General features: G+C 53.5%; 22 protein-coding genes. 8 read left to right on the forward strand and 14 right to left on the reverse strand.

What is annotated here, in order from left to right; genetic code table 11:
* The first annotated feature begins 134 nt into the window (after positions 1 to 134).
* Positions 135 to 974 carry a LysR substrate-binding domain-containing protein gene (locus tag RAL91_RS06270; RefSeq protein WP_306260650.1) on the forward strand — a complete coding sequence of 280 codons (840 nt, stop codon included), beginning with the start codon at positions 135 to 137 and terminating at the stop codon, positions 972 to 974.
* 24 nt (positions 975 to 998) lie between these two features.
* Positions 999 to 1,931 (forward strand): sugar kinase, encoded by a 933-nt coding sequence (locus RAL91_RS06275; RefSeq protein ID WP_306260652.1) that lies wholly within the window; start codon positions 999 to 1,001, stop codon positions 1,929 to 1,931.
* A gap of 29 nt (positions 1,932 to 1,960) precedes the next feature.
* On the opposite strand, the gene RAL91_RS06280 is transcribed toward RAL91_RS06275, so the two are convergent.
* Positions 1,961 to 2,590, reverse strand: coding sequence for an SH3 domain-containing protein (locus RAL91_RS06280; RefSeq protein WP_306260654.1), 630 nt, complete (start codon positions 2,588 to 2,590; stop codon positions 1,961 to 1,963).
* A gap of 244 nt (positions 2,591 to 2,834) precedes the next feature.
* Between RAL91_RS06280 and RAL91_RS06285 the strand changes: the two genes are divergently transcribed.
* Positions 2,835 to 3,833, forward strand: a complete 999-nt coding sequence (locus RAL91_RS06285) for a D-glycerate dehydrogenase (RefSeq protein ID WP_306260656.1) — start codon at positions 2,835 to 2,837, stop codon at positions 3,831 to 3,833.
* A gap of 12 nt (positions 3,834 to 3,845) precedes the next feature.
* Here the strand turns inward: RAL91_RS06285 and coaA are convergent, their stop codons facing one another.
* The 7 genes from coaA to hisB are packed head-to-tail and all read right to left on the reverse strand — an operon-like array spanning position 3,846 to position 8,482.
* A complete protein-coding gene (coaA, locus tag RAL91_RS06290; protein WP_306260659.1) occupies positions 3,846 to 4,820 on the reverse strand; it encodes a type I pantothenate kinase in 975 nt (324 codons plus the stop codon).
* A 10-nt stretch (positions 4,821 to 4,830) separates the two neighbouring features.
* Complete coding sequence (locus RAL91_RS06295) at positions 4,831 to 5,157, reverse strand: phosphoribosyl-ATP diphosphatase (RefSeq protein ID WP_306260661.1); 327 nt, start codon at positions 5,155 to 5,157, stop codon at positions 4,831 to 4,833.
* A 14-nt stretch (positions 5,158 to 5,171) separates the two neighbouring features.
* A complete protein-coding gene (hisF, locus tag RAL91_RS06300; protein ID WP_306262810.1) occupies positions 5,172 to 5,945 on the reverse strand; it encodes an imidazole glycerol phosphate synthase subunit HisF in 774 nt (257 codons plus the stop codon).
* The gene (gene hisA / locus RAL91_RS06305) at positions 5,945 to 6,676 is read right to left on the reverse strand and encodes a 1-(5-phosphoribosyl)-5-[(5-phosphoribosylamino)methylideneamino]imidazole-4-carboxamide isomerase (RefSeq protein WP_306260663.1); all 732 of its coding nucleotides are present in this window, start codon (positions 6,674 to 6,676) and stop codon (positions 5,945 to 5,947) included. Before hisA ends, hisF begins: the two co-directional genes overlap by 1 nt.
* Before the next feature lie 32 nt (positions 6,677 to 6,708).
* Complete coding sequence (hisH, locus tag RAL91_RS06310) at positions 6,709 to 7,401, reverse strand: imidazole glycerol phosphate synthase subunit HisH (RefSeq protein ID WP_306262812.1); 693 nt, start codon at positions 7,399 to 7,401, stop codon at positions 6,709 to 6,711.
* Between the two features lie 8 nt (positions 7,402 to 7,409).
* Positions 7,410 to 7,877: a DUF2628 domain-containing protein gene (locus RAL91_RS06315; RefSeq protein WP_306260665.1), complete on the reverse strand. Its 468-nt coding sequence runs from the start codon at positions 7,875 to 7,877 to the stop codon at positions 7,410 to 7,412.
* A gap of 11 nt (positions 7,878 to 7,888) precedes the next feature.
* Positions 7,889 to 8,482 carry an imidazoleglycerol-phosphate dehydratase HisB gene (hisB, locus tag RAL91_RS06320; RefSeq protein WP_306260667.1) on the reverse strand — a complete coding sequence of 198 codons (594 nt, stop codon included), beginning with the start codon at positions 8,480 to 8,482 and terminating at the stop codon, positions 7,889 to 7,891.
* 139 nt (positions 8,483 to 8,621) lie between these two features.
* Here hisB and RAL91_RS06325 point away from each other — a divergent pair, with 139 nt between their 5' ends.
* Positions 8,622 to 8,813: a hypothetical protein gene (locus tag RAL91_RS06325; protein ID WP_306260669.1), complete on the forward strand. Its 192-nt coding sequence runs from the start codon at positions 8,622 to 8,624 to the stop codon at positions 8,811 to 8,813.
* A gap of 27 nt (positions 8,814 to 8,840) precedes the next feature.
* Complete coding sequence (locus RAL91_RS25025; protein ID WP_371932526.1) at positions 8,841 to 9,062, forward strand: ABC transporter substrate-binding protein; 222 nt, start codon at positions 8,841 to 8,843, stop codon at positions 9,060 to 9,062.
* Between the two features lie 226 nt (positions 9,063 to 9,288).
* Here the strand turns inward: RAL91_RS25025 and RAL91_RS06330 are convergent, their stop codons facing one another.
* Both RAL91_RS06330 and RAL91_RS06335 read right to left on the reverse strand, forming a co-directional pair.
* Complete coding sequence (locus RAL91_RS06330; protein ID WP_306260670.1) at positions 9,289 to 11,199, reverse strand: ABC transporter ATP-binding protein; 1,911 nt, start codon at positions 11,197 to 11,199, stop codon at positions 9,289 to 9,291.
* Between the two features lie 167 nt (positions 11,200 to 11,366).
* Complete coding sequence (locus RAL91_RS06335; RefSeq protein ID WP_306260672.1) at positions 11,367 to 12,272, reverse strand: hypothetical protein; 906 nt, start codon at positions 12,270 to 12,272, stop codon at positions 11,367 to 11,369.
* Positions 12,273 to 12,672: 400 nt separating this feature from the next.
* Between RAL91_RS06335 and RAL91_RS06340 the strand changes: the two genes are divergently transcribed.
* On the forward strand, positions 12,673 to 13,704 hold the full coding sequence (locus tag RAL91_RS06340; RefSeq protein WP_306262814.1) for an aspartate-semialdehyde dehydrogenase: 1,032 nt from the start codon (positions 12,673 to 12,675) through the stop codon (positions 13,702 to 13,704).
* Between the two features lie 68 nt (positions 13,705 to 13,772).
* Here the strand turns inward: RAL91_RS06340 and dapD are convergent, their stop codons facing one another.
* Positions 13,773 to 14,621 (reverse strand): 2,3,4,5-tetrahydropyridine-2,6-dicarboxylate N-succinyltransferase, encoded by an 849-nt coding sequence (gene dapD / locus RAL91_RS06345; protein ID WP_306260674.1) that lies wholly within the window; start codon positions 14,619 to 14,621, stop codon positions 13,773 to 13,775.
* 99 nt (positions 14,622 to 14,720) lie between these two features.
* Here dapD and RAL91_RS06350 point away from each other — a divergent pair, with 99 nt between their 5' ends.
* Both RAL91_RS06350 and nudC read left to right on the forward strand, forming a co-directional pair.
* Complete coding sequence (locus tag RAL91_RS06350; protein WP_306260676.1) at positions 14,721 to 15,140, forward strand: HIT domain-containing protein; 420 nt, start codon at positions 14,721 to 14,723, stop codon at positions 15,138 to 15,140.
* A gap of 10 nt (positions 15,141 to 15,150) precedes the next feature.
* Positions 15,151 to 16,101 carry an NAD(+) diphosphatase gene (gene nudC, locus RAL91_RS06355; RefSeq protein WP_306260678.1) on the forward strand — a complete coding sequence of 317 codons (951 nt, stop codon included), beginning with the start codon at positions 15,151 to 15,153 and terminating at the stop codon, positions 16,099 to 16,101.
* Here nudC and RAL91_RS06360 read toward each other — a convergent pair.
* Genes RAL91_RS06360 through RAL91_RS06370 form a run of 3 tightly spaced genes read right to left on the reverse strand, consistent with a single transcriptional unit; the run spans position 16,083 to position 18,021 of the window.
* On the reverse strand, positions 16,083 to 17,012 hold the full coding sequence (locus RAL91_RS06360; protein ID WP_306260680.1) for a prephenate dehydratase: 930 nt from the start codon (positions 17,010 to 17,012) through the stop codon (positions 16,083 to 16,085). The two genes, nudC and RAL91_RS06360, sit on opposite strands and share 19 nt — an antisense overlap.
* Before the next feature lie 9 nt (positions 17,013 to 17,021).
* Positions 17,022 to 17,249, reverse strand: a complete 228-nt coding sequence (locus RAL91_RS06365; RefSeq protein ID WP_306260682.1) for a hypothetical protein — start codon at positions 17,247 to 17,249, stop codon at positions 17,022 to 17,024.
* Positions 17,250 to 17,286: 37 nt separating this feature from the next.
* Positions 17,287 to 18,021 (reverse strand): 3-deoxy-manno-octulosonate cytidylyltransferase, encoded by a 735-nt coding sequence (locus tag RAL91_RS06370; RefSeq protein ID WP_306260684.1) that lies wholly within the window; start codon positions 18,019 to 18,021, stop codon positions 17,287 to 17,289.
* Positions 18,022 to 18,191 lie beyond the last annotated feature (170 nt).

Raw genomic sequence — 18,191 nt, forward strand, 5'->3', positions numbered from 1 at the left:
TCTTTTGTGAGCGCACAACTCTCGAACGGAAAGGCGCTCTGATGGCGAAAATGTACACGCGTCAACATATAAATAAAGTTTACATATTTTACCGAAAGCGCTAATAAAATTAAACTATGATGACAAACCTCAACATGGATTGCCTACGCTCATTCGTCGCTGTGGTGGAGCTTGGCAATTTTTCAAAAGCGGCTGAACGTGCGGGGCGAACTTCGCCCGCCATCAGCCTGCAGATGAACCGTCTGGAAGGCCAGATCGGAACAGCGCTCTTCAAGAAGGAAGGCCGCAGTCAGGTGCTGACGACCACTGGCCGGGAGGTGCTGGAGCACGCCCGCGCAATTCTCACGCAAAACGATGCTGTCCTTAAGATCACACGCAGCAGTCAGATTTCCGGCCTTGTCAGAATGGGCGTCGTTCAGGACATTGCAGAAAGCTTCTTTCCAACAGCCCTTTCCGAGTTCTCCGAGCAGTTTCCCAATATCCGCATTCAGGTGTTGGTAGATCGCAGCCCGGTGCTTGTGGAAGGGCTGAAGCGGGGAGAGCTGGATCAGGTGATTTCCTACAAGCAGGACACCGATGCGACCGAAATTGAAATCAACTCGCCGCAGATGATCTGGCTGGAAAAAGCAGGCTCGGATATTTCAAGCAAGCGACCGCTACCGCTGGTTCTGGTGGAGGGACCTTGCAGTTTTCGCAAAGCCGCCCTGAATGCGTTAGGGCAGGCTGGCATTCCCTGGGAAGTGACTTTGACAAGCCCGAGTCTTGCCTGTGTTGCAGCTGCCGCTGAAGCCGGGCTGGGCGTCGCCGTGCGAACCCAGGAAATTCTCAATGGAAGGCGGCCAAAACTTGCGCAGGCGAAAAAACTGCCGGTATTGCCGTGCCACCATATGAGAATTTATAATGGCGCGAATGACACCAATCTTGCCATTCGCAAGCTGACAGATTTCTGGCTACAACAGTTCAAAGTCAGTTAGCGTCAGGAGTTCTGGAAAATCGTGATGCCCACAAATATTGTCACCGCCGGTGAACTGCTCGTTGAATTCGTATCGCACACGAAAGATTGTGCCTTGGAGCAGATTTCCAATTACTCAGGCCCTTTTCCAAGTGGCGCGCCAGCCATTTTCATAGATCAGGCGGCTCGCCTGGGCGCACAGACCTCGATTTTAGGCGGCGTCGGGGCAGATGGTTTCGGCAAGGCATTGCTCCAGCGTCTCAAGGATGATGGCGTGGGCGTGGAACATATCTTCATTGATCCTGACCGTCCGACCGGCGTTGCCTTCGTCTCTTATTTCAGCGATGGCCAAAGGGTTTTCATTTTCCATTTGGCGGGCACGGCAGCAGACTCTTTCCAGGTGCCAAATGATGGTTTGAAATTGCAGGATACGCTGTTCCACATCTCAGCCTCGTCCCTTGGAAACCCGAATCTGCGAAAAATGGTGCTGAAGACCTTTGACCAGACCATTGCTGCAGGCGGAAAAGTAAGCTGCGATCCCAATATCCGCCCCGAGCTTATGCGCGACACGGAAGTGCGTGTCGCCCTGGATGACATCATCAGCAAATGTACTTATCTGCTCCCCAGCACAGATGATCTGACCCACCTGTATCCCGGTATCACAGAGGAGGCCGCGATAGATCGTTTGCAGTCGGGTGGTGCAGAGATCATCGCCTTGAAGCGTGGATCAAAGGGCGCGCTGATTTTGGACGGGAAAAGCGAATTTGCAATTGCACCCCATCATGTATCGGAAGTGGACCCAACTGGAGCAGGCGATTGTTTTTGCGGAACGTTTCTGGCGCTTTTGATGCAGGGCTATTCTGCGGAAACCGCAGGGGAATATGCCAATGCAGCCGGCGCACTTTCTGTCACAAAACGGGGGCCGATGGAGGGAAATTCTTCGCTTGAACTGATCCAGGACTTTTTGGCTGAGAACTGAAGAAACCGGACGTCACCTTTGAGGTGCGGCTAATCCTCAAATTCTTCATTGGTGTAGACACCCCATAATTTATTCTGCTGGACGAACCCGCGATAGCTCTGGTCATTTCCGTCTCTTACGTCTGCACGGCACCATTCGCCATCGCATTCATCAATATTCAGCAGCAGGCCGGTTTCCAGTCTTGCATTGAGTTTTGCGCCGATGCTGCGCTCGCGATAGAGCGGCAATGGTTCGGCATCACTGGTCCATGGGGTCACCAGCGCGGTTCTGCGTCCTGATAGGAGGCTGTGAAACACCCAACCGGAATTTCCGGCAGCATCGCGAATGCGCCGCCAATTGTCGGATTCCTGAAAAACTTCAACCGGCAAGCCGCCTTTGACGAAAATCCAGGCGATATCGTAGTCCCGCCCAGGACCAACGCGCACATTCACCTGATTGGATTTCAGGCTTACAAAGCGGGGCAGAGGCAGACCAGACGTACCAACGCGAATGCCACGCTCATCGGCTGATTGAGCAAAGGCAGCGCCGGGACCCGGACCAAACATCGAAAATGTAAACGCGATCAAGCTCACGCAGGCGATGGATAAGACCTTGCCAAGGCATATCCTTCGGTACTGCTTTCGCACTGCCGGTCCAAATTGCATCAATTTAAAACTCATGTCCTGCGCACTCATACACCTTATCAGCGCACCCTACGTTGCAAACTCGCCGTCCACGCAATAGGAGGCTTGGCATCTGCTCTCCTGACACATTATACAAAGTCATTCAAATTGTGTTTGCAGTTCTATCTGTTAGGGTCTGCAAAATGAACCTTGTCCGGATCGGGCGATATCTGTTGATACCATATACATGTTTTGAACAGATATGGTTAAAGAGCTCTCAAAGAGAAGGGGCTAGCGCTAAATGTCGAGATCAAAAACGCTGGTTGTGGTAACGCGGAAACTGCCGGAACAGGTGGAAACGCGCATGCGCGAGTTGTTCAATGCGCGGCTCAATTTAGACGATCACGCCATGACACAGGCGGAATTGGTGGATGCTGTGAAGACAGCCGATGTGCTTGTGCCCACAGTTACCGATCGTATCGACGCCGCCATCATCAATCAGGCCGGGCCGCAATTGAAGCTGATTGCCAATTTCGGAAATGGTGTGGATAACATTGATGTAGGTGCTGCCCACGACAAGGGAATTGTCATCACCAACACGCCAAATGTGCTTACCGAAGACACCGCTGACATGACCATGGCGCTGATTCTTGCTGTGCCACGCCGCCTGGCCGAAGGCGCTGCGATACTTCCTGACGGCGAACACTGGTCAGGCTGGTCGCCAACATGGATGACCGGGCGTCGCATATCGGGAAAGCGCCTCGGCATTGTTGGCATGGGCCGCATTGGACAGGCTGTTGCACGCCGCGCCAAAGCGTTTGGACTGGCGATCCATTATCACAACCGCCGGCCACTGCCAGCCGAAATTGAAGACAGCCTTGAAGCCACCTATTGGGACAGTCTTGATCAGATGCTGGCGCGGATGGATATCATTTCTGTCAATTGCCCTCACACGCCCGGCACCTATCATCTCCTGTCAGCCCGGCGGCTGCAATTGATGCGCCCCGAAGCCTATGTGGTAAACACGGCGCGCGGCGAGATCATTGATGAAAATGCGCTCCTGAAAATGCTGGAAGAGGACAAGTTGGCGGGAGCCGGACTGGATGTGTTTGAACATGAGCCAGCCATCAATCCCAAACTGCTGAAGCTGGCTCAGACCAACAAGGTTGTGCTGCTGCCACATATGGGATCTGCGACCATCGAAGGACGCATTGATATGGGCGACAAGGTGATTGTGAACATCAAATCACTGTTGGACGGCCATGCCGCGCCGGACCGTATTCTGCCAAGCATGGTTTAAAACCTGGCCGCGCTAAAGTCGGCGCAATGCCACTTGATCAATTTTGTGATCTCCGCCCTTGTGCAGGATCAGATCAGCGCGTTGCCGTGTGGGCAAAATGTTCTCCAGCAGATTGGGCCGGTTGATCCGTGCCCAGATATCATCAGCCGTGGCCACTGCATCCTGTTCCGTCAATTCAGCAAAGGTCCTGAAGAAACTTTTCGGATCGCGGAATGCAGTTTCCCGTAGGCGCAAAAACCGCTCTCTGTACCATTGCTGAACAAAGACCTCATCTGCATCCAGATAAATTGAAAAATCAAAAAAGTCCGAGACGAAGGGAACACTGTCACCGCCCGGTGGCAGGTCGCGGACTTGCAAAACATTCAACCCTTCCAGGATCAGAATATCCGGATTGGAAATCGTTACCGTTTCGTTCGGCACCACATCGTAAATCAGGTGCGAATAGAGCGGCGCGGTTGCAAATTGCTTTCCGGCCTTGATATCGGTCAGAAAGCGCAGCAACGCGGTCACATCGTAGCTTTCCGGGAATCCCTTGCGCTCCATCAGGCCCTCAGCTTTCAACACAGCATTGGGATACAGAAAACCGTCCGTGGTTATCAGATCTACCTTGGGCATGGAGGGCCAGCGTGACAGCAGGGCCTGCAGGACACGGGCTGTGGTGGATTTGCCTGCCGAGACCGATCCGGCCAACCCGATGATAAACGGCACTTTCCTGTCTTTCATATCAAGAAACTGGGCGGTCGCCTGAAACAGGCCTTGTGTTGCCTTGACATAATGGAACAGCAGACGGGCAAGCGGCAGATAGACCCGCTCAACCTCTTCAACCGATATCGGATCATTCAGACTTTGCAGTCTGCGGATTTCATTGATTGACAGTGTCATCGGTGTATCGGCGCGCAGTTTTGACCAATGCTCGACATCATAGATGCGATAGGGGGAAAGAGAGCCTTCATGCAGGCTGCGTTCAGATGGTTTTGGCAAGCTCATATCAGGCTTCTTACTCAGGCGAAGTGCGTGCGGCTTTTTCCGCAAGACCGGATTGTGCGGTACGTTGGTTAAGAATTTCCATTACCTGATCCAGCCCAACACCACGTGCGCGCAGCAAAACCATCAGATGATACAAAACATCGGCAGCTTCATTCGCCACGTCTTCCTGCTCTTGCGCAGCGGTTGCCAACGCCAGTTCAACAGCCTCTTCGCCAAACTTTTCGGCGCATTTCAAGGGCCCCTTTTCAAGCAGGCGCGCCGTATAGGATGTCTCCGCACCCGCCGAACTGCGTTGCTCGATAATGGCTTCCAGATCGTTCAGAGAAAATGTGCTCATAACAATATCCGTTGTCACACAAGCCGCATCGGCAGGCCAGCTTTGGCCATATGCGCCTTGGCTTCGGCAATCGTATAGGTGCCAAAGTGAAAAATTGAGGCTGCGAGAACGGCGCTTGCATGGCCGCCAGTGACACCTTCTACAAGGTGATCCAGATTGCCAACACCGCCGGAGGCAATCACCGGCACATGAACAGCGTCGGCAATGGCTTTGGTAAGTGGCAGATTGTACCCGATCTTGGTTCCGTCCCGGTCCATACTGGTCAGAAGAATTTCTCCGGCGCCCAAGGCAACCACCTGTTTGGCAAAAGCAACAGCATCAATGCCGGTTGCTTCGCGCCCGCCATGGGTGAAAATTTCAAACCGGTCCGGTTCATCGGGTCCAGAAACGCGTTTTGCGTCAATGGCGACGACGATGCACTGATTGCCAAATTTGTCTGCGGCCTCACGCACAAAGTCCGGGTTTTTCACCGCAGCCGTGTTGATCGAAACCTTGTCGGCACCGGCCAGCAGCAGGCTGCGGATATCTGCAACTTCCCTGACGCCGCCACCAACGGTCAGCGGCATGAAGCAATGTTCCGCCGTCTCGCGCACGACATCCAGCAAAATGCCACGGTCTTCATGGCTGGCTGTGATATCCAGGAAACACAGCTCGTCGGCACCGGCAGCATCATAGGCAATAGCGGCCTGAACCGGATCACCTGCATCAATCAGATCGACAAAATTGACACCCTTGACCACACGGCCTTCCTTGACATCAAGGCATGGAATGACACGGATTTTCAGCATCACGCAGCTTTCTTCAACAGTGTCAGGGCTTCGGTCGGATCAATCCGCCCATCATAAAGCGCCCGTCCGGAAATGGCACCTTCCAGAATCTGCGCGTCGCCCTGCGTCATTCTTTGAATGTCAGTCATGGAGGCAAGGCCGCCCGATGCAATCACCGGAATGGACACATGATTGGCAAGCTCCAATGTGCTGTCCCAGTTAATGCCAGCCAGAACACCATCCCGGTCAATATCGGTGTAGATGATGGCTGCAACGCCTGCATCTTCAAACCGCTTGGCCATATCCAGAACCGTCAGATCAGATGTCTCGGCCCAGCCTTCCACGGCCACATGGCCGGAGCGGGCATCAATGCCAACGGCAACTTTTCCCGGAAATTCAGCACAGGCCTGCCGCACAAGAGCAGGGTCCCGCACAGCAATTGTTCCCAAAATGACCCGGGCAAGCCCTTTTGAAAGCCAGGCTTCAATGTGATCCAGAGTGCGAATGCCGCCACCCAACTGCACCGGATTACTTGTGGCGGCCAAAATCGCATCCACAGCTGCGCCGTTGCGGCTTTCACCGGCAAATGCACCATCCAGATCGACCACATGCAACCATTCGAAACCCTGATCTTCAAAGGCTTTGGCCTGAGCGCCGGGACTGTCATTGAAGACGGTCGCCTGATTCATGTCACCCAGTTTCAGGCGCACACACTGGCCGTCTTTCAAATCAATGGCTGGAAAAAGGATCATGGGTTTAATTCATTTCTCTAAATACAATCAAGTCAGGCGTTGGCTGCCACAGCATCAATCTGTGCCCGGCTTTTCGCTGGCCACCAGTTCAGGAAATTGCCGATCAGCGACAGGCCAAGCTGCTGGCTTTTTTCCGGGTGAAATTGTGTGCCGATCAGATTGTCACGCGCCACGATGGCCGTGACCGGACCTCCATGGTCCGTCAGGGCAACGATATGATCCGGATTTTCTGGCACCATATGATAGGAATGGACAAAATAGGCGTTGAGACCGTCTGGCCCCAATTGAATGCCGTCACAGACCGGATGTGCGCGCTGCTCAAGAAGCGTATTCCACCCCATTTGCGGGATTTTCAGTTCCGGGTCCAAGGGTTTGATGGGAACCACATCCCCGGCAATCCAGCCCAGACCATGAGAAACTTCCTTTTCCAGACCACGACTGGCCATCAGCTGCATGCCAACACATATGCCGAAAAACGGCACTGCGCGCTGTTCCACACTGTCGCGCAAAGCCTCCACCAGACCATCGATCGCAAACAAGCCAGCGCGGCAATCGGCAAATGCACCTACGCCGGGCAATACGATCCGATCAGCCTTTGCAACAAAGTCGGGATCATCGGTCACGACAATGTCAGCTGCAATGTCGCGTTCCCGCGCAGCCCGCTGGAAGGATTTTTCAGCAGAGCGCAAATTGCCGGACCCGTAGTCAATAATCGCGACACGCATCGACTGGCTCATGACTGATATCCGATAATGTTAGGTGCCGCGGGTTTTGCGCGAATAGAGGGGATTCCCGAAGTCACGCGCACAGGTGTGTTCGCCGGTTTACGATCTTCATCAAGACTGGCAAAAAACCGCTCTTCCGCATCCTCAAGATCATACGCCGACACAACACCTGCCAGCTGCCACCCTTTGGCACTCAGCCGCCAGCGCCGCAATGTGCTGGCCTCCAGCGCAATGCCAAGACCAAATAGAAAATTGACGATGGAAAGGGCCCAAAAAGAAGCAATATCGGTGGCAAAATCCAGCACCACCAGCGCAGCAATATACAGCGCCAGGCCCAGCCATTGACGGTACCAAAGCAGCCAGACCGGCGGCGCAATCAGCGCCACAATATGAAATCCGTCGCGCACGAAAACAGCTATTGACAAGCGCTCGTGCTGCGATGGCGAAGGCGGTGTGTGAACAGTATAGGACTGCATCCGGAACCTCTTTAAAGGGTGCCTTTGGTGGAAGGTATCTTGCCGCTTTCACGGCTATCCATGGCAATCGCAACCCGCAAAGCTCGTGCGACCGCCTTAAAGGCGCTTTCCGCAATATGGTGATTATTCTCACCATAGACACCCTCAACATGCAGCGTCAGTCGTCCATTCATGGCAAATGCCTGGAAAAACTCGCGCACCAGTTCGGTATCGAAATTGCCGATTTTTGCAGCATTGAAGTCAAGGTTCCAAACCAGAAACGGTCTGCCGGACACATCGATCGCTGCCCGTGACATGGCTTCATCCATGGGCAGATCGGCCGAGCCATAGCGGGTAATGCCGGCACGGTCGCCCAGCGCATCATTCAGCGCCATACCCAGCGCAATGCCGACATCTTCCACGGTGTGGTGGTCATCAATATGCAGATCGCCATTGGCGCGGATTTTGAAATCCATGCCACTGTGACGCGCTAGTTGCTCCAGCATATGATCGAAAAATCCGACGCCGGTTTCAATGTCATACTGCCCGGTTCCATCCACCGTGACAGACACTTCAATGTCTGTTTCACTGGTCTGTCTGGACCGGCTGCCAATGCGGTTGCTCATAAGGCGAACTCTTTTGCTTTTCTGCCAATGCGCTGGCCTTTTATCAGGCTAAGGATTCAAACGCCAGCATTTGCATTATTGCGCTATGGCGAGAGTTTAAGAGCGCGCTTCCCTTTGGCAATTTGCGAGCATTTCAACAATGAACCAGTTTCCACGGACCATTGCGCACCATGGTCATGAAATTGGTTTCCATCACAACCCGGTCATTGGCATGCTGTCGCTGAAAAGTGGCGATCTGGATCTCATGACCGAGCTTGGCTGGGTAGATGTGGCGCCTTTCAGCCGTGACGGTGATTTTGTAACGGGCACGGACCATCCGGCGTGGTTATGATCTCTCGCTTAACCTGAAAACACCTGCCTGCAGAACAAGGCCGTTCGTGAGGCGATTGATCTGTCACTGGACAGGAAACGCATTGCCAATCTGCTGTTTGGTCCTCAGTCCCAGACCTGCTGCCTGCCATATTCGTCCAACTCGTTGGCCCATTTCGAAGAATTTGACAATTGCGAGTATGATCTGGACAAGGCAAGGACGGTTCTGGAAGGCGCAGGCGTTGAACTTCCGCTGGAAGTCAAATTCTGACGTCCCCTGAAATCCGTACACAATATACGACTATTTCAGAAATCCTGCCGATCATTCCAAACATTTTTCTCTATGTTGCACCAACATCCGTCAGTGATCTGCAATGCAGTGCAGACGGTTTCGGTATTCTGGAAGGCGCAAAAATCACTGAATAAAAGGCTCGTCATAAAAAGGCAGTGTTTTGTAAGCAGGCGCTGCATAAATCGGGGCCTGTTTTTAGTCTCAATTACTCGGCTGCCACAGTCTGATCTACGCCACCCAGAAAGCCCCCGGACTGGCGGTGCCACAGGCTGGCATAAAGCCCGTCATTGGCAATCAGCGCCTCATGGGTGCCTGTCTCTGCAATGTGTCCGCCATCCATCACAACCAGACGATCCATTGTTGCAATGGTCGACAGACGGTGGGCAATGGCAATCACGGTCTTGCCTTTCATCAGATTGAACAATTGCTCTTGAATGGCAGCCTCAACTTCTGAATCCAGCGCCGACGTCGCCTCATCCAGAATGAGGATAGGGGCGTCTTTCAGCAACACCCGTGCAATCGCTATGCGCTGGCGCTGACCGCCGGAGAGTTTAACCCCGCGCTCGCCCACATGGGCATCAAAGCCCTGTCGACCTTTGGGATCCACCAGATCAGCAATGAACTCCATGGCCTCCGCCTGAGTGGCTGCCTGAATCATATCAGCTTCACTGGCATCGGGCCGGCCATAGAGAATGTTTTCCCGCACCGAGCGGTGCAGCAGGGAGGTATCCTGCGTCACCATGGAAATCTGACCGCGCAGGGAGTTCTGGGTGACTTTTGCGATATTGTGGCCATCAATGGTGATGCGCCCGCTTTCCACATCATAAAGCCGCAGCAGCAGGTTCACCAAGGTGGACTTGCCCGCACCGGAGCGCCCGACCAGACCGATTTTCTCCCCCGGTGCAATGCCGAGCGTAATGTCATGCAGCACACCTTTGCCAGGATCGCCGTCTTCATTGCTGTCAGCAGCGTTCTGCTGATTATCCAGCTTGCCATAGTGAAATCCCACATGGTCAAACGACACTGCACCATCCACCCGCGACAGAGTTGGCGCTGTCGAAGCGTCGGTAATGTCGCGGTCATTGGACAATGTGGTGATACCATCTTCCACCGTGCCGATATTTTCAAACAGGGCTGACAATTCCCACATGATCCATTGCGACATGCCGTTGAGCCGCAGGGCCAGTCCGATGGCCACAGCAATGGCCCCGGTGGATACATCTGCAGCAAGCCAAAGGCCGATTGCAGCAGCACTGGTCGAGAAAATCAGCAGACAGTTAATCACGTAGAGCAGGGCTTGCAGGCCCGTCACCTGTCGCATTTGCGCATGCACGGTTTGCAGAAACCCATCCAGGCCTTCCCGCGCATAATCCTCTTCCCGCGAGCGATGCGAAAACAGTTTAACCGTGAGGATATTGGTATAGCTGTCGACGATCTGGCCCGTCATCAGTGAGCGTGCATCGGCCTGACGCTCCGCGATACGGCGCAGGCGTGGAATGAAATGACGCAACAGAAAAACGTAACAGACAAGCCATACCAGCAATGGCACCGCCAGGCGCCAGTCTGCCACGGCGATTAGAACGACGGCTCCAATGAAATAGACTGTGACGAACACCAGAACATCCAGAACCTTCATCACAGCTTCGCGGACCGCCAGCGAGGTCTGCATGACTTTTGTGGCAATTCGGCCTGCAAAGTCATCCTGATAAAAGCTCATGGATTGACCCAAAAGATAGCGATGTGCCTGCCAGCGGATGATCATCGGAAAATTGCCCAGCAATGATTGATGGATCAGCAAACCGCCCAGAAAGACAGTCAATGGCAACAACACAACGATCATCAGGGCCATCAGCGACAGAGACACACCATTATCCGCCCAGAATGTTTCCGGGCTGGACGCGTTCAAACGGTCGACAAGGGACCCCAAAAACCCGAACATCAGCACTTCCATGATGGCGATGGCCGCCGTGATGGTGGACATCACCAGCAGGACTGGCAGCACAGGCTTTGAATAATGCCACAGAAACGCCATCAGCGTTTTGGGCGGGCGTGTTGGCTCGTCGGATGGAAACGGCTCAATCCGTTTTTCGAACCAGTCGTAAAGTGCGGTAATCATTTTAAAAGTCCGATTTGGTTCAGCAACAATGCAGCAAACGTTCCAAGTGCAGCAAAGCCGGTCAGAATATCAAATCTTGTGAAGCATGTCTGTCACCATTAAGTGACAGGTCGACCTAAAATTGAGTTCAGCACAACAACAACCGTGTGCTGAACTCGTGGTGCGTGTCAGAAGCGCGCACTCTCGGGCTTTGGTAGCCATTCGGTTTTAAGCCAGCCCTTGATCTTACCCTTCGAGTGTTCGACCAGAACAAATTTGTGGTCTTCGCTCAGGCGACGCACAATGATTGTACTGCCATCGGGCAAGGCGCCGGACGTTGCACTGGCATCATCGGGTTCGCCGCGCAACGGGAAGGGCGCGCCTTCGGGCAGTTCGATGCGAAGCGGTTTCCAGTCCCGCGGGTCTTCTGCCAGCGCGTCGGTAATCATTTCCTGATCAAGCGTTCCGTCATTCGTCAGAAAGCGCACATATTCCATACCGTCGCCGGCAGCTGTGGTCGTCATGAATTGATAGGGTCTGTCATCTGAAATCAGATAGACGCTTCGGTACCAGGTTGGGCCGCTGCGCTGCATGGTTGTGATTTGCTTTTGTTCCAGATCGATCTCCGGGTTGGACAAATCCCGACCGGCAGCTTGTGGCTCAAAGCCCGCTTCGGTTCCCAGATAAAGATCGAAAAACACATTGACGCCGCCATAGCCAATTTGTGTCTCTATCAGCAAATCCCGAATACCATCAAAATTCACGTCCAGCAGCCGCACCTCAACAGTACGATGGGGCAAGGTTTTCACGTCAAGGTCAAACAACTGGTCAGCGTGAACAACATTTCGGTTCTGCACAGAGGCAATAACGCGGTCACCCTTCCGGGTCAGAGCCAGTGACAGGTCCGGAGCAAGCGCAATTATGCCAGACGAATTCGTTTCCATATGCACCCGGCTTTCGCCATTCGGCAGGTCAAGAATACGTGCTTGCCTGATCACCTGATCTGCGGCCAGCGGATCATTTGCAAAACAGACCTGACTGGCCCCGAATGCAACAATCAGCGCGGTAGCAAGTCTGACAGAATGGGCGATCATGGAACGGCGAACTTTCACTGATGAGAAGCGGAATGACCGCGAATCTCTTAAAGGGCTTAATAACTCACTTTGATGACAGCGAAGTATGATTGCAATATGGCAAATGGTCGTCCATTGACTCTTTTGCGGTTTGCCCGCATAGAACGCGCAAATGCTGAAAGCAAGCTTTCGATAAGGTCAAATGTCAAACGGTTTGAAGCCAGTGCAGAAACTTGAATCAACCGCGTGCCGCAATGGCGCGAGGGTTTGCACACTGACGACCTTCACGACCACCACATCAGACAAAACCACCTGATTTCCCTCATAAGCCGCGTTCTCTTCCGCCGGTATTGTGGGGGAGAAAAGTCCCGGCCATGCGTGTCCGGGCCAAGCAGGCGGGAGAGCGATGAAAGGATATGAAATGGGTTACAAAATAGCAGTTGTCGGGGCCACCGGCAATGTCGGCCGTGAGGTCCTGTCAATTCTGGACGAGCGCGGATTTCCTGCAGACGAAGTGGTGGCACTTGCCTCACGCCGCAGTCAGGGAACGGAAGTCTCTTATGGCGACAAGACCCTGCGCGTGCAGGCCCTCGACAATTATGATTTTACCGGCACCGACATTGCGATCATGTCAGCCGGTGGTGACATATCGAAAACCATGGCGCCAAAAATCGCAGCCAAGGGCTGTGTTGTCATCGATAATTCCTCGGCCTGGCGTTATGATCCTGATGTGCCCCTGATTGTTCCCGAAGTAAATCCTGATGCGATCAGCGGATTTTCAAAAAAGAACATCATTGCAAATCCCAACTGCTCGACAGCTCAACTGGTTGTGGCGCTGAAGCCGCTGCATGACAAAGCCAAGATCAAGCGCGTTGTTGTCTCAACCTATCAGTCTGTATCGGGTGCCGGCAAAGAGGGCGCAGACGAGTTGTTTACGCAGACCCGTGCTGTATTCGTGTCCGATCCGCTGGAGACCAACAAATTCACAAAGCGCATTGCCTTCAATGTTATTCCCCACATTGATGTGTTTCTGGATGATGGCTCCACCAAGGAAGAGTGGAAGATGGTTGCCGAGACAAAGAAAATACTCGACAAATCCATCAAGCTGACCGCAACCGCTGTGCGTGTTCCGGTTTTTGTGGGGCATGCAGAAGCCGTCAATATCGAGTTTGAAAACGAGATTACCGCCGATGAGGCGCGCGATATTCTGCGTGAGGCACCCGGTTGTCTGGTGGTCGACAAGCGCGAAGATGGTGGCTACGTCACGCCTTATGAATCGGCAGGCGAAGATGCCACTTTCATTTCACGTATCCGCGAAGACAGCACCATCGAAAACGGCCTGAACCTGTGGGTTGTGTCCGATAATCTGCGCAAGGGCGCCGCGCTCAATACAGTTCAGATTGCCGAATTGCTGGTTAATCGCGGATTGCTGAAAGCCCAATCGGCAGCCTGATTTTCTAGGATTTAATAACTATCCGGCCTGACGCATTCCGGCGCGTCAGGCCATTTTTTTGCCTGACGTCAATCGCGCAGCAGTTCGTTGATGGATGTTTTTGACCGCGTCTGTGCATCCACCTTTTTCACAATGACGGCACAGTAAAGGCTCGGGCCCCAGTTCTGTCCGGGAATGGGTTTGCCCGGTAGCGCGCCGGCAACGACAACAGAATATGGGGGCACTTCACCCATGTGAATCTCGCCTGTGGCACGATCTACAATCTTGGTTGATTTGCCGATATAGACACCCATGCCCAGCACGGAACCTTCACGAACAATACAGCCTTCCACCACTTCCGACCGCGCACCAATGAAGCAATTATCTTCAATGATCGTTGGGCCCGCCTGAAGTGGTTCCAACACGCCGCCAATCCCGACACCGCCGGACAGATGCACATTCTTGCCAATCTGGGCGCAGGACCCGACGGTTGCCCAGCCATCAACCATGGACCCCTCATCCACATAGGCACCAAGGTTGACAAAAGACGGCATCAAAACCACGCCGGGGGCGATATAGGCTGATTTGCGTACCGTACAGTTGGGGACAGCGCGGAAACCGGCTTTTTCGAAATCCAGAGCGCCCCAGCCGTCAAACTTTGAGGGCACTTTATCCCACCAAACGGACTCGCCTGGTCCACCTTCAATGATTTTCATGCTGTTCAGCTTGAAGGACAACAGAACCGCTTTTTTCAGCCATTGATTGACTGTCCATTCTCCATCGGCCTGTCGCTCTGCGACACGGGCTGCACCCCGATCCAGCATGTTCAAAGAGGTCTCCACAGCATCCCGAATTTCGCCGGTGGTGTGGGTGTCAATTGAGCCGCTATCTTCAAAAGCGGCTTCGATAATGGTTTCCAAGGCTGCAAGGTCAGTCATTCTGGCTCCAAGATGTAAATGGGTCTGGAAAATCGAGGCGGACAATAGGGGCAAGAGGTTGATCTTGCAATGGGCGGAAAACCGGATTAGGCGTGGTGCATGAAACTGCACCCACCCGCCGAATTCCAACTTGATCCCCGTCTGGAAGCTGATACGCATTTCGTAGCGTCATTGTCGCTCTGCGATGTGTTGTTGATGAATGACAACCGGTTCCCATGGCTCATACTGGTACCGCGCCTGACAGAGGCCACCGAAATTGTGGATCTGGATGAGGCGCAAAAATCCACACTCTGGCAGGAGGTCGATCAAGCCTCGCGAGAGCTGCGTGCGTTGACATCCTGCGACAAGCTGAACATCGGCGCGCTGGGCAATATGGTGCGCCAGTTACACATTCACGTCATTGGCCGTTATGCAGCTGACGCGGCCTGGCCGGGTCCGGTTTGGGGCAAGGGAACTGCAGTGCCCTATGAGGACATTGCCGCAAAAGCCGTCGTGAACAATTTCAGATCAAAATTTTAAGGACAGATGCGTGAGTTCATTTTTTAAGCAAGCTCCCTTTCTGGATGCTGGCGTTGATGACGCCTCTGAGAGAAATGCTTTTTCCGCCAACAAGCTGGTACGCAACAGCGAGCATTTGAGCGCGCAGGATCTGGCAAAGGCCTGGGACAATCCAAACGCGCGCGTGCACCTTTACAACAAGGGCGCGCCCGTTCTGAAATATGATGGCGATCGGGCCCATGCCTTGTTCACCCTGCAGGAGGCGTCTGCCCTTGGTTATGATGCGGAAGGTGGCATCTATCTTGGGGAACACAACAATATGCCCGTTCTTGCAGCTAAAATTGCACCGGTTGAAGAACTGCCATCCGGCTACACCAGTCTGGATATACGCTCGATGGTTGTCTCAGGTGATGTGGTGGCCGAGGAGGTTGCGACACTTGGCCATGGCTGGTCGCTTCTGAGTTGGCACACAAACAATCAGTTCTGCGCCAATTGCGGGCAGAAGACCCAGAAAATTCAGGCGGGATATCGCCGCAAATGTCCTGCCTGCGAACGCGAGCATTTCCCAAGGTTCGATCCGGTTTCCATTATGCTGGTGATTGATGGCGACCGATGCTTGATGGGGCGCCAGCCACATTTTCAACCCGGCATGTATTCCTGTCTGGCCGGTTTCATTGAGCCAGGCGAAACACTGGAAGGCGCAGTGCGACGGGAGGTCCTGGAGGAGGCGGGCATACAAATATCAACCGTGCGCTATCATTCCAGTCAGCCCTGGCCATTCCCACACACATTGATGATCGGTTGCTTTGCCAAAGCCGCATCAACCGACATAATCATGGACGTTACCGAACTGGAAGACTGCCGCTGGTTCAGCCGCGACGAGGTGGGAAAAATGCTTACCCGTGAGCAAGAGCTGAAAACGCCGCCGCCCATGGCGATTGCGAACCAGTTGATCCAAACCTTTTATGATGTCTCTGGCTGAGCCGGGCGCAGTGCACGATTGACTTCAGGCTCTTTGATATTGGCGCGGAAGGGGCTGGCCGGATAGACGCCCAGTATCTTCAACTCGGCACAGAAGAAGCCAAGCTCTTCGAGTGCCAGCCTGACCGGTGCATCATCCAGATGGCCCTCGATTTCGGCATAGAATTGTGAGGCAAAGAACGTGCCTTCCAACTGGTAGGATTCCAGCTTGGTCATGTTCACGCCATTGGTGGCAAAGCCGCCCATGGCTTTGTAAAGCGCTGCTGCCACATTGCGCACGCGAAATACGAAACTGGTCATCACCGGCCCATTATCAGCCTTGGCCTGTAAAGCCTGTTTTGCCAGAATGATGAAGCGTGTCGTGTTATGATCTTCATCTTCAATATCTGAGGCCAGAACATCAAGTCCATAAATATCCGCCGCCATACTTGATGCAATGGCTGCAACGGATGCATCGCCCCTTTCTGCAATCTGTCGGGCTGAGCCAGCAGTATCTGCCCCGATCACGGGTGCCAGACCGAGCTTGCGGATAATCTTGCGGCATTGGCCAAGCGCCATGACATGGCTTTGCACAGACGTGATTGAACCGGTGTCGGCGCCCGCCAACCCCATTAATTGATGATGTATCGGCAGAAAATATTCACCGATAATGCTGAGCGAAGACATTGGCAGAAGATGATGAATATCCGCGACCCGTCCGGCGACTGAATTTTCGATGGGAATCATGCCAAGTTCAGCATCGCCCGCTTCAAGCGCTGCAAAACAATCCTCAAATGTTGCCATCGCCACGGCTTCAGCGTGCGGGAAAACCTCGCTGCAGGCAATATGCGAATTGGCGCCGGGCTCTCCCTGAAACACCACCTTGGTGGGCTTGATTGTATTTGCCAGAAGCGCTGCGGTTTCTGCGGTCATGTTACATCCTTAGGGCGTGGACCCTTTATGGGTGGTGAAATAGTCGGGATCGGTTTGTTTGCAGACCAGGAGCAAAGAAGCAGGAAGTCTGAACACTTTCAAGTCTTTGCGACGCGGGCTGCGGGCAAACAGGCCCGATCCCTGATGGACAGAAAAATGGCTGCGACCTGCGGCGTCAAAGTGCTTAACCGGGCAGAAAGCCCGCACCGCGCGCATTCCCTTGCATCTCTTTGCCATTTGTTCTGCTATTTCATCACCCATAAAGGGGCCGCCCCTAAGATAAAGCCTGCCGGGCAAGCTCCAGATCATGAGGCGTATCCACCCCTAGCGGCACTGTGTCAACAATCATGGCATCAATGCGCATGCCATCTTCTATGGCGCGCAATTGTTCCAGCCTTTCACGCTTTTCAAGGTAGGAAGGCTGCAGGGACACAAAGCGCTCGAGCGCCGAGCGCCGATAGGCATAGATGCCGATATGATGATAGAGCGGTCCATCACCATAAGGAGCAGTAGCTCTTGTAAAATAGAGGCCCCGCAAGCGTCTGTCTGTTATGGGACTGCCAATAATTTTTACGATATTCGGATTTGTCTTCTCGGCTTCATCGGAAATAATTGCTCCCAATGTGGCAATATCCACCTGGTCGTCTTCAAGCGGTACCAGACAGGCTTTGATGGACGCCGGGTCCAGCGTTGGCAGATCACCCTGAAGATTAACAATTGTCTGGTGGGTCTGATCCGGGTCACTGATTTGCAGCGCTTCAAAAATCCGGTCTGAACCTGACGGATGATCAGCGCGGGTCAATACGGCCCGACCACCCACTTGGGAAATGGCATCTGCCACACGATCAGAATCGGTTGCGACCACCACATCGCCGATATTGGCATCCATTGCTCTGCGCCAGACATGAACAATCATTGGCTCACCGGCAATATCTGCCAGCGGTTTATCGGGGAGTCTGGTTGCGGCCAGTCTGGATGGAATAAGCACCAATGGCGTTGGGGAAGCCATGAAATTGATCTCTATTGCCCTGTTTTTCGCAGTTCTTTGTAAAATATCCTGATTTCAGGACACTTCGTCACAAAGAACTATGCTTATACGTGTTGCATGACGAGGTGAAAGTTTTTAGTTTGCGATCATATCTTAGATGGCGTATCGCCACTGGCGAAACAATGCAACAC

The organism is Pararhizobium sp. IMCC21322 (genome assembly GCF_030758295.1).
In the GTDB taxonomy this organism is placed as follows: Bacteria; Pseudomonadota; Alphaproteobacteria; order Rhizobiales.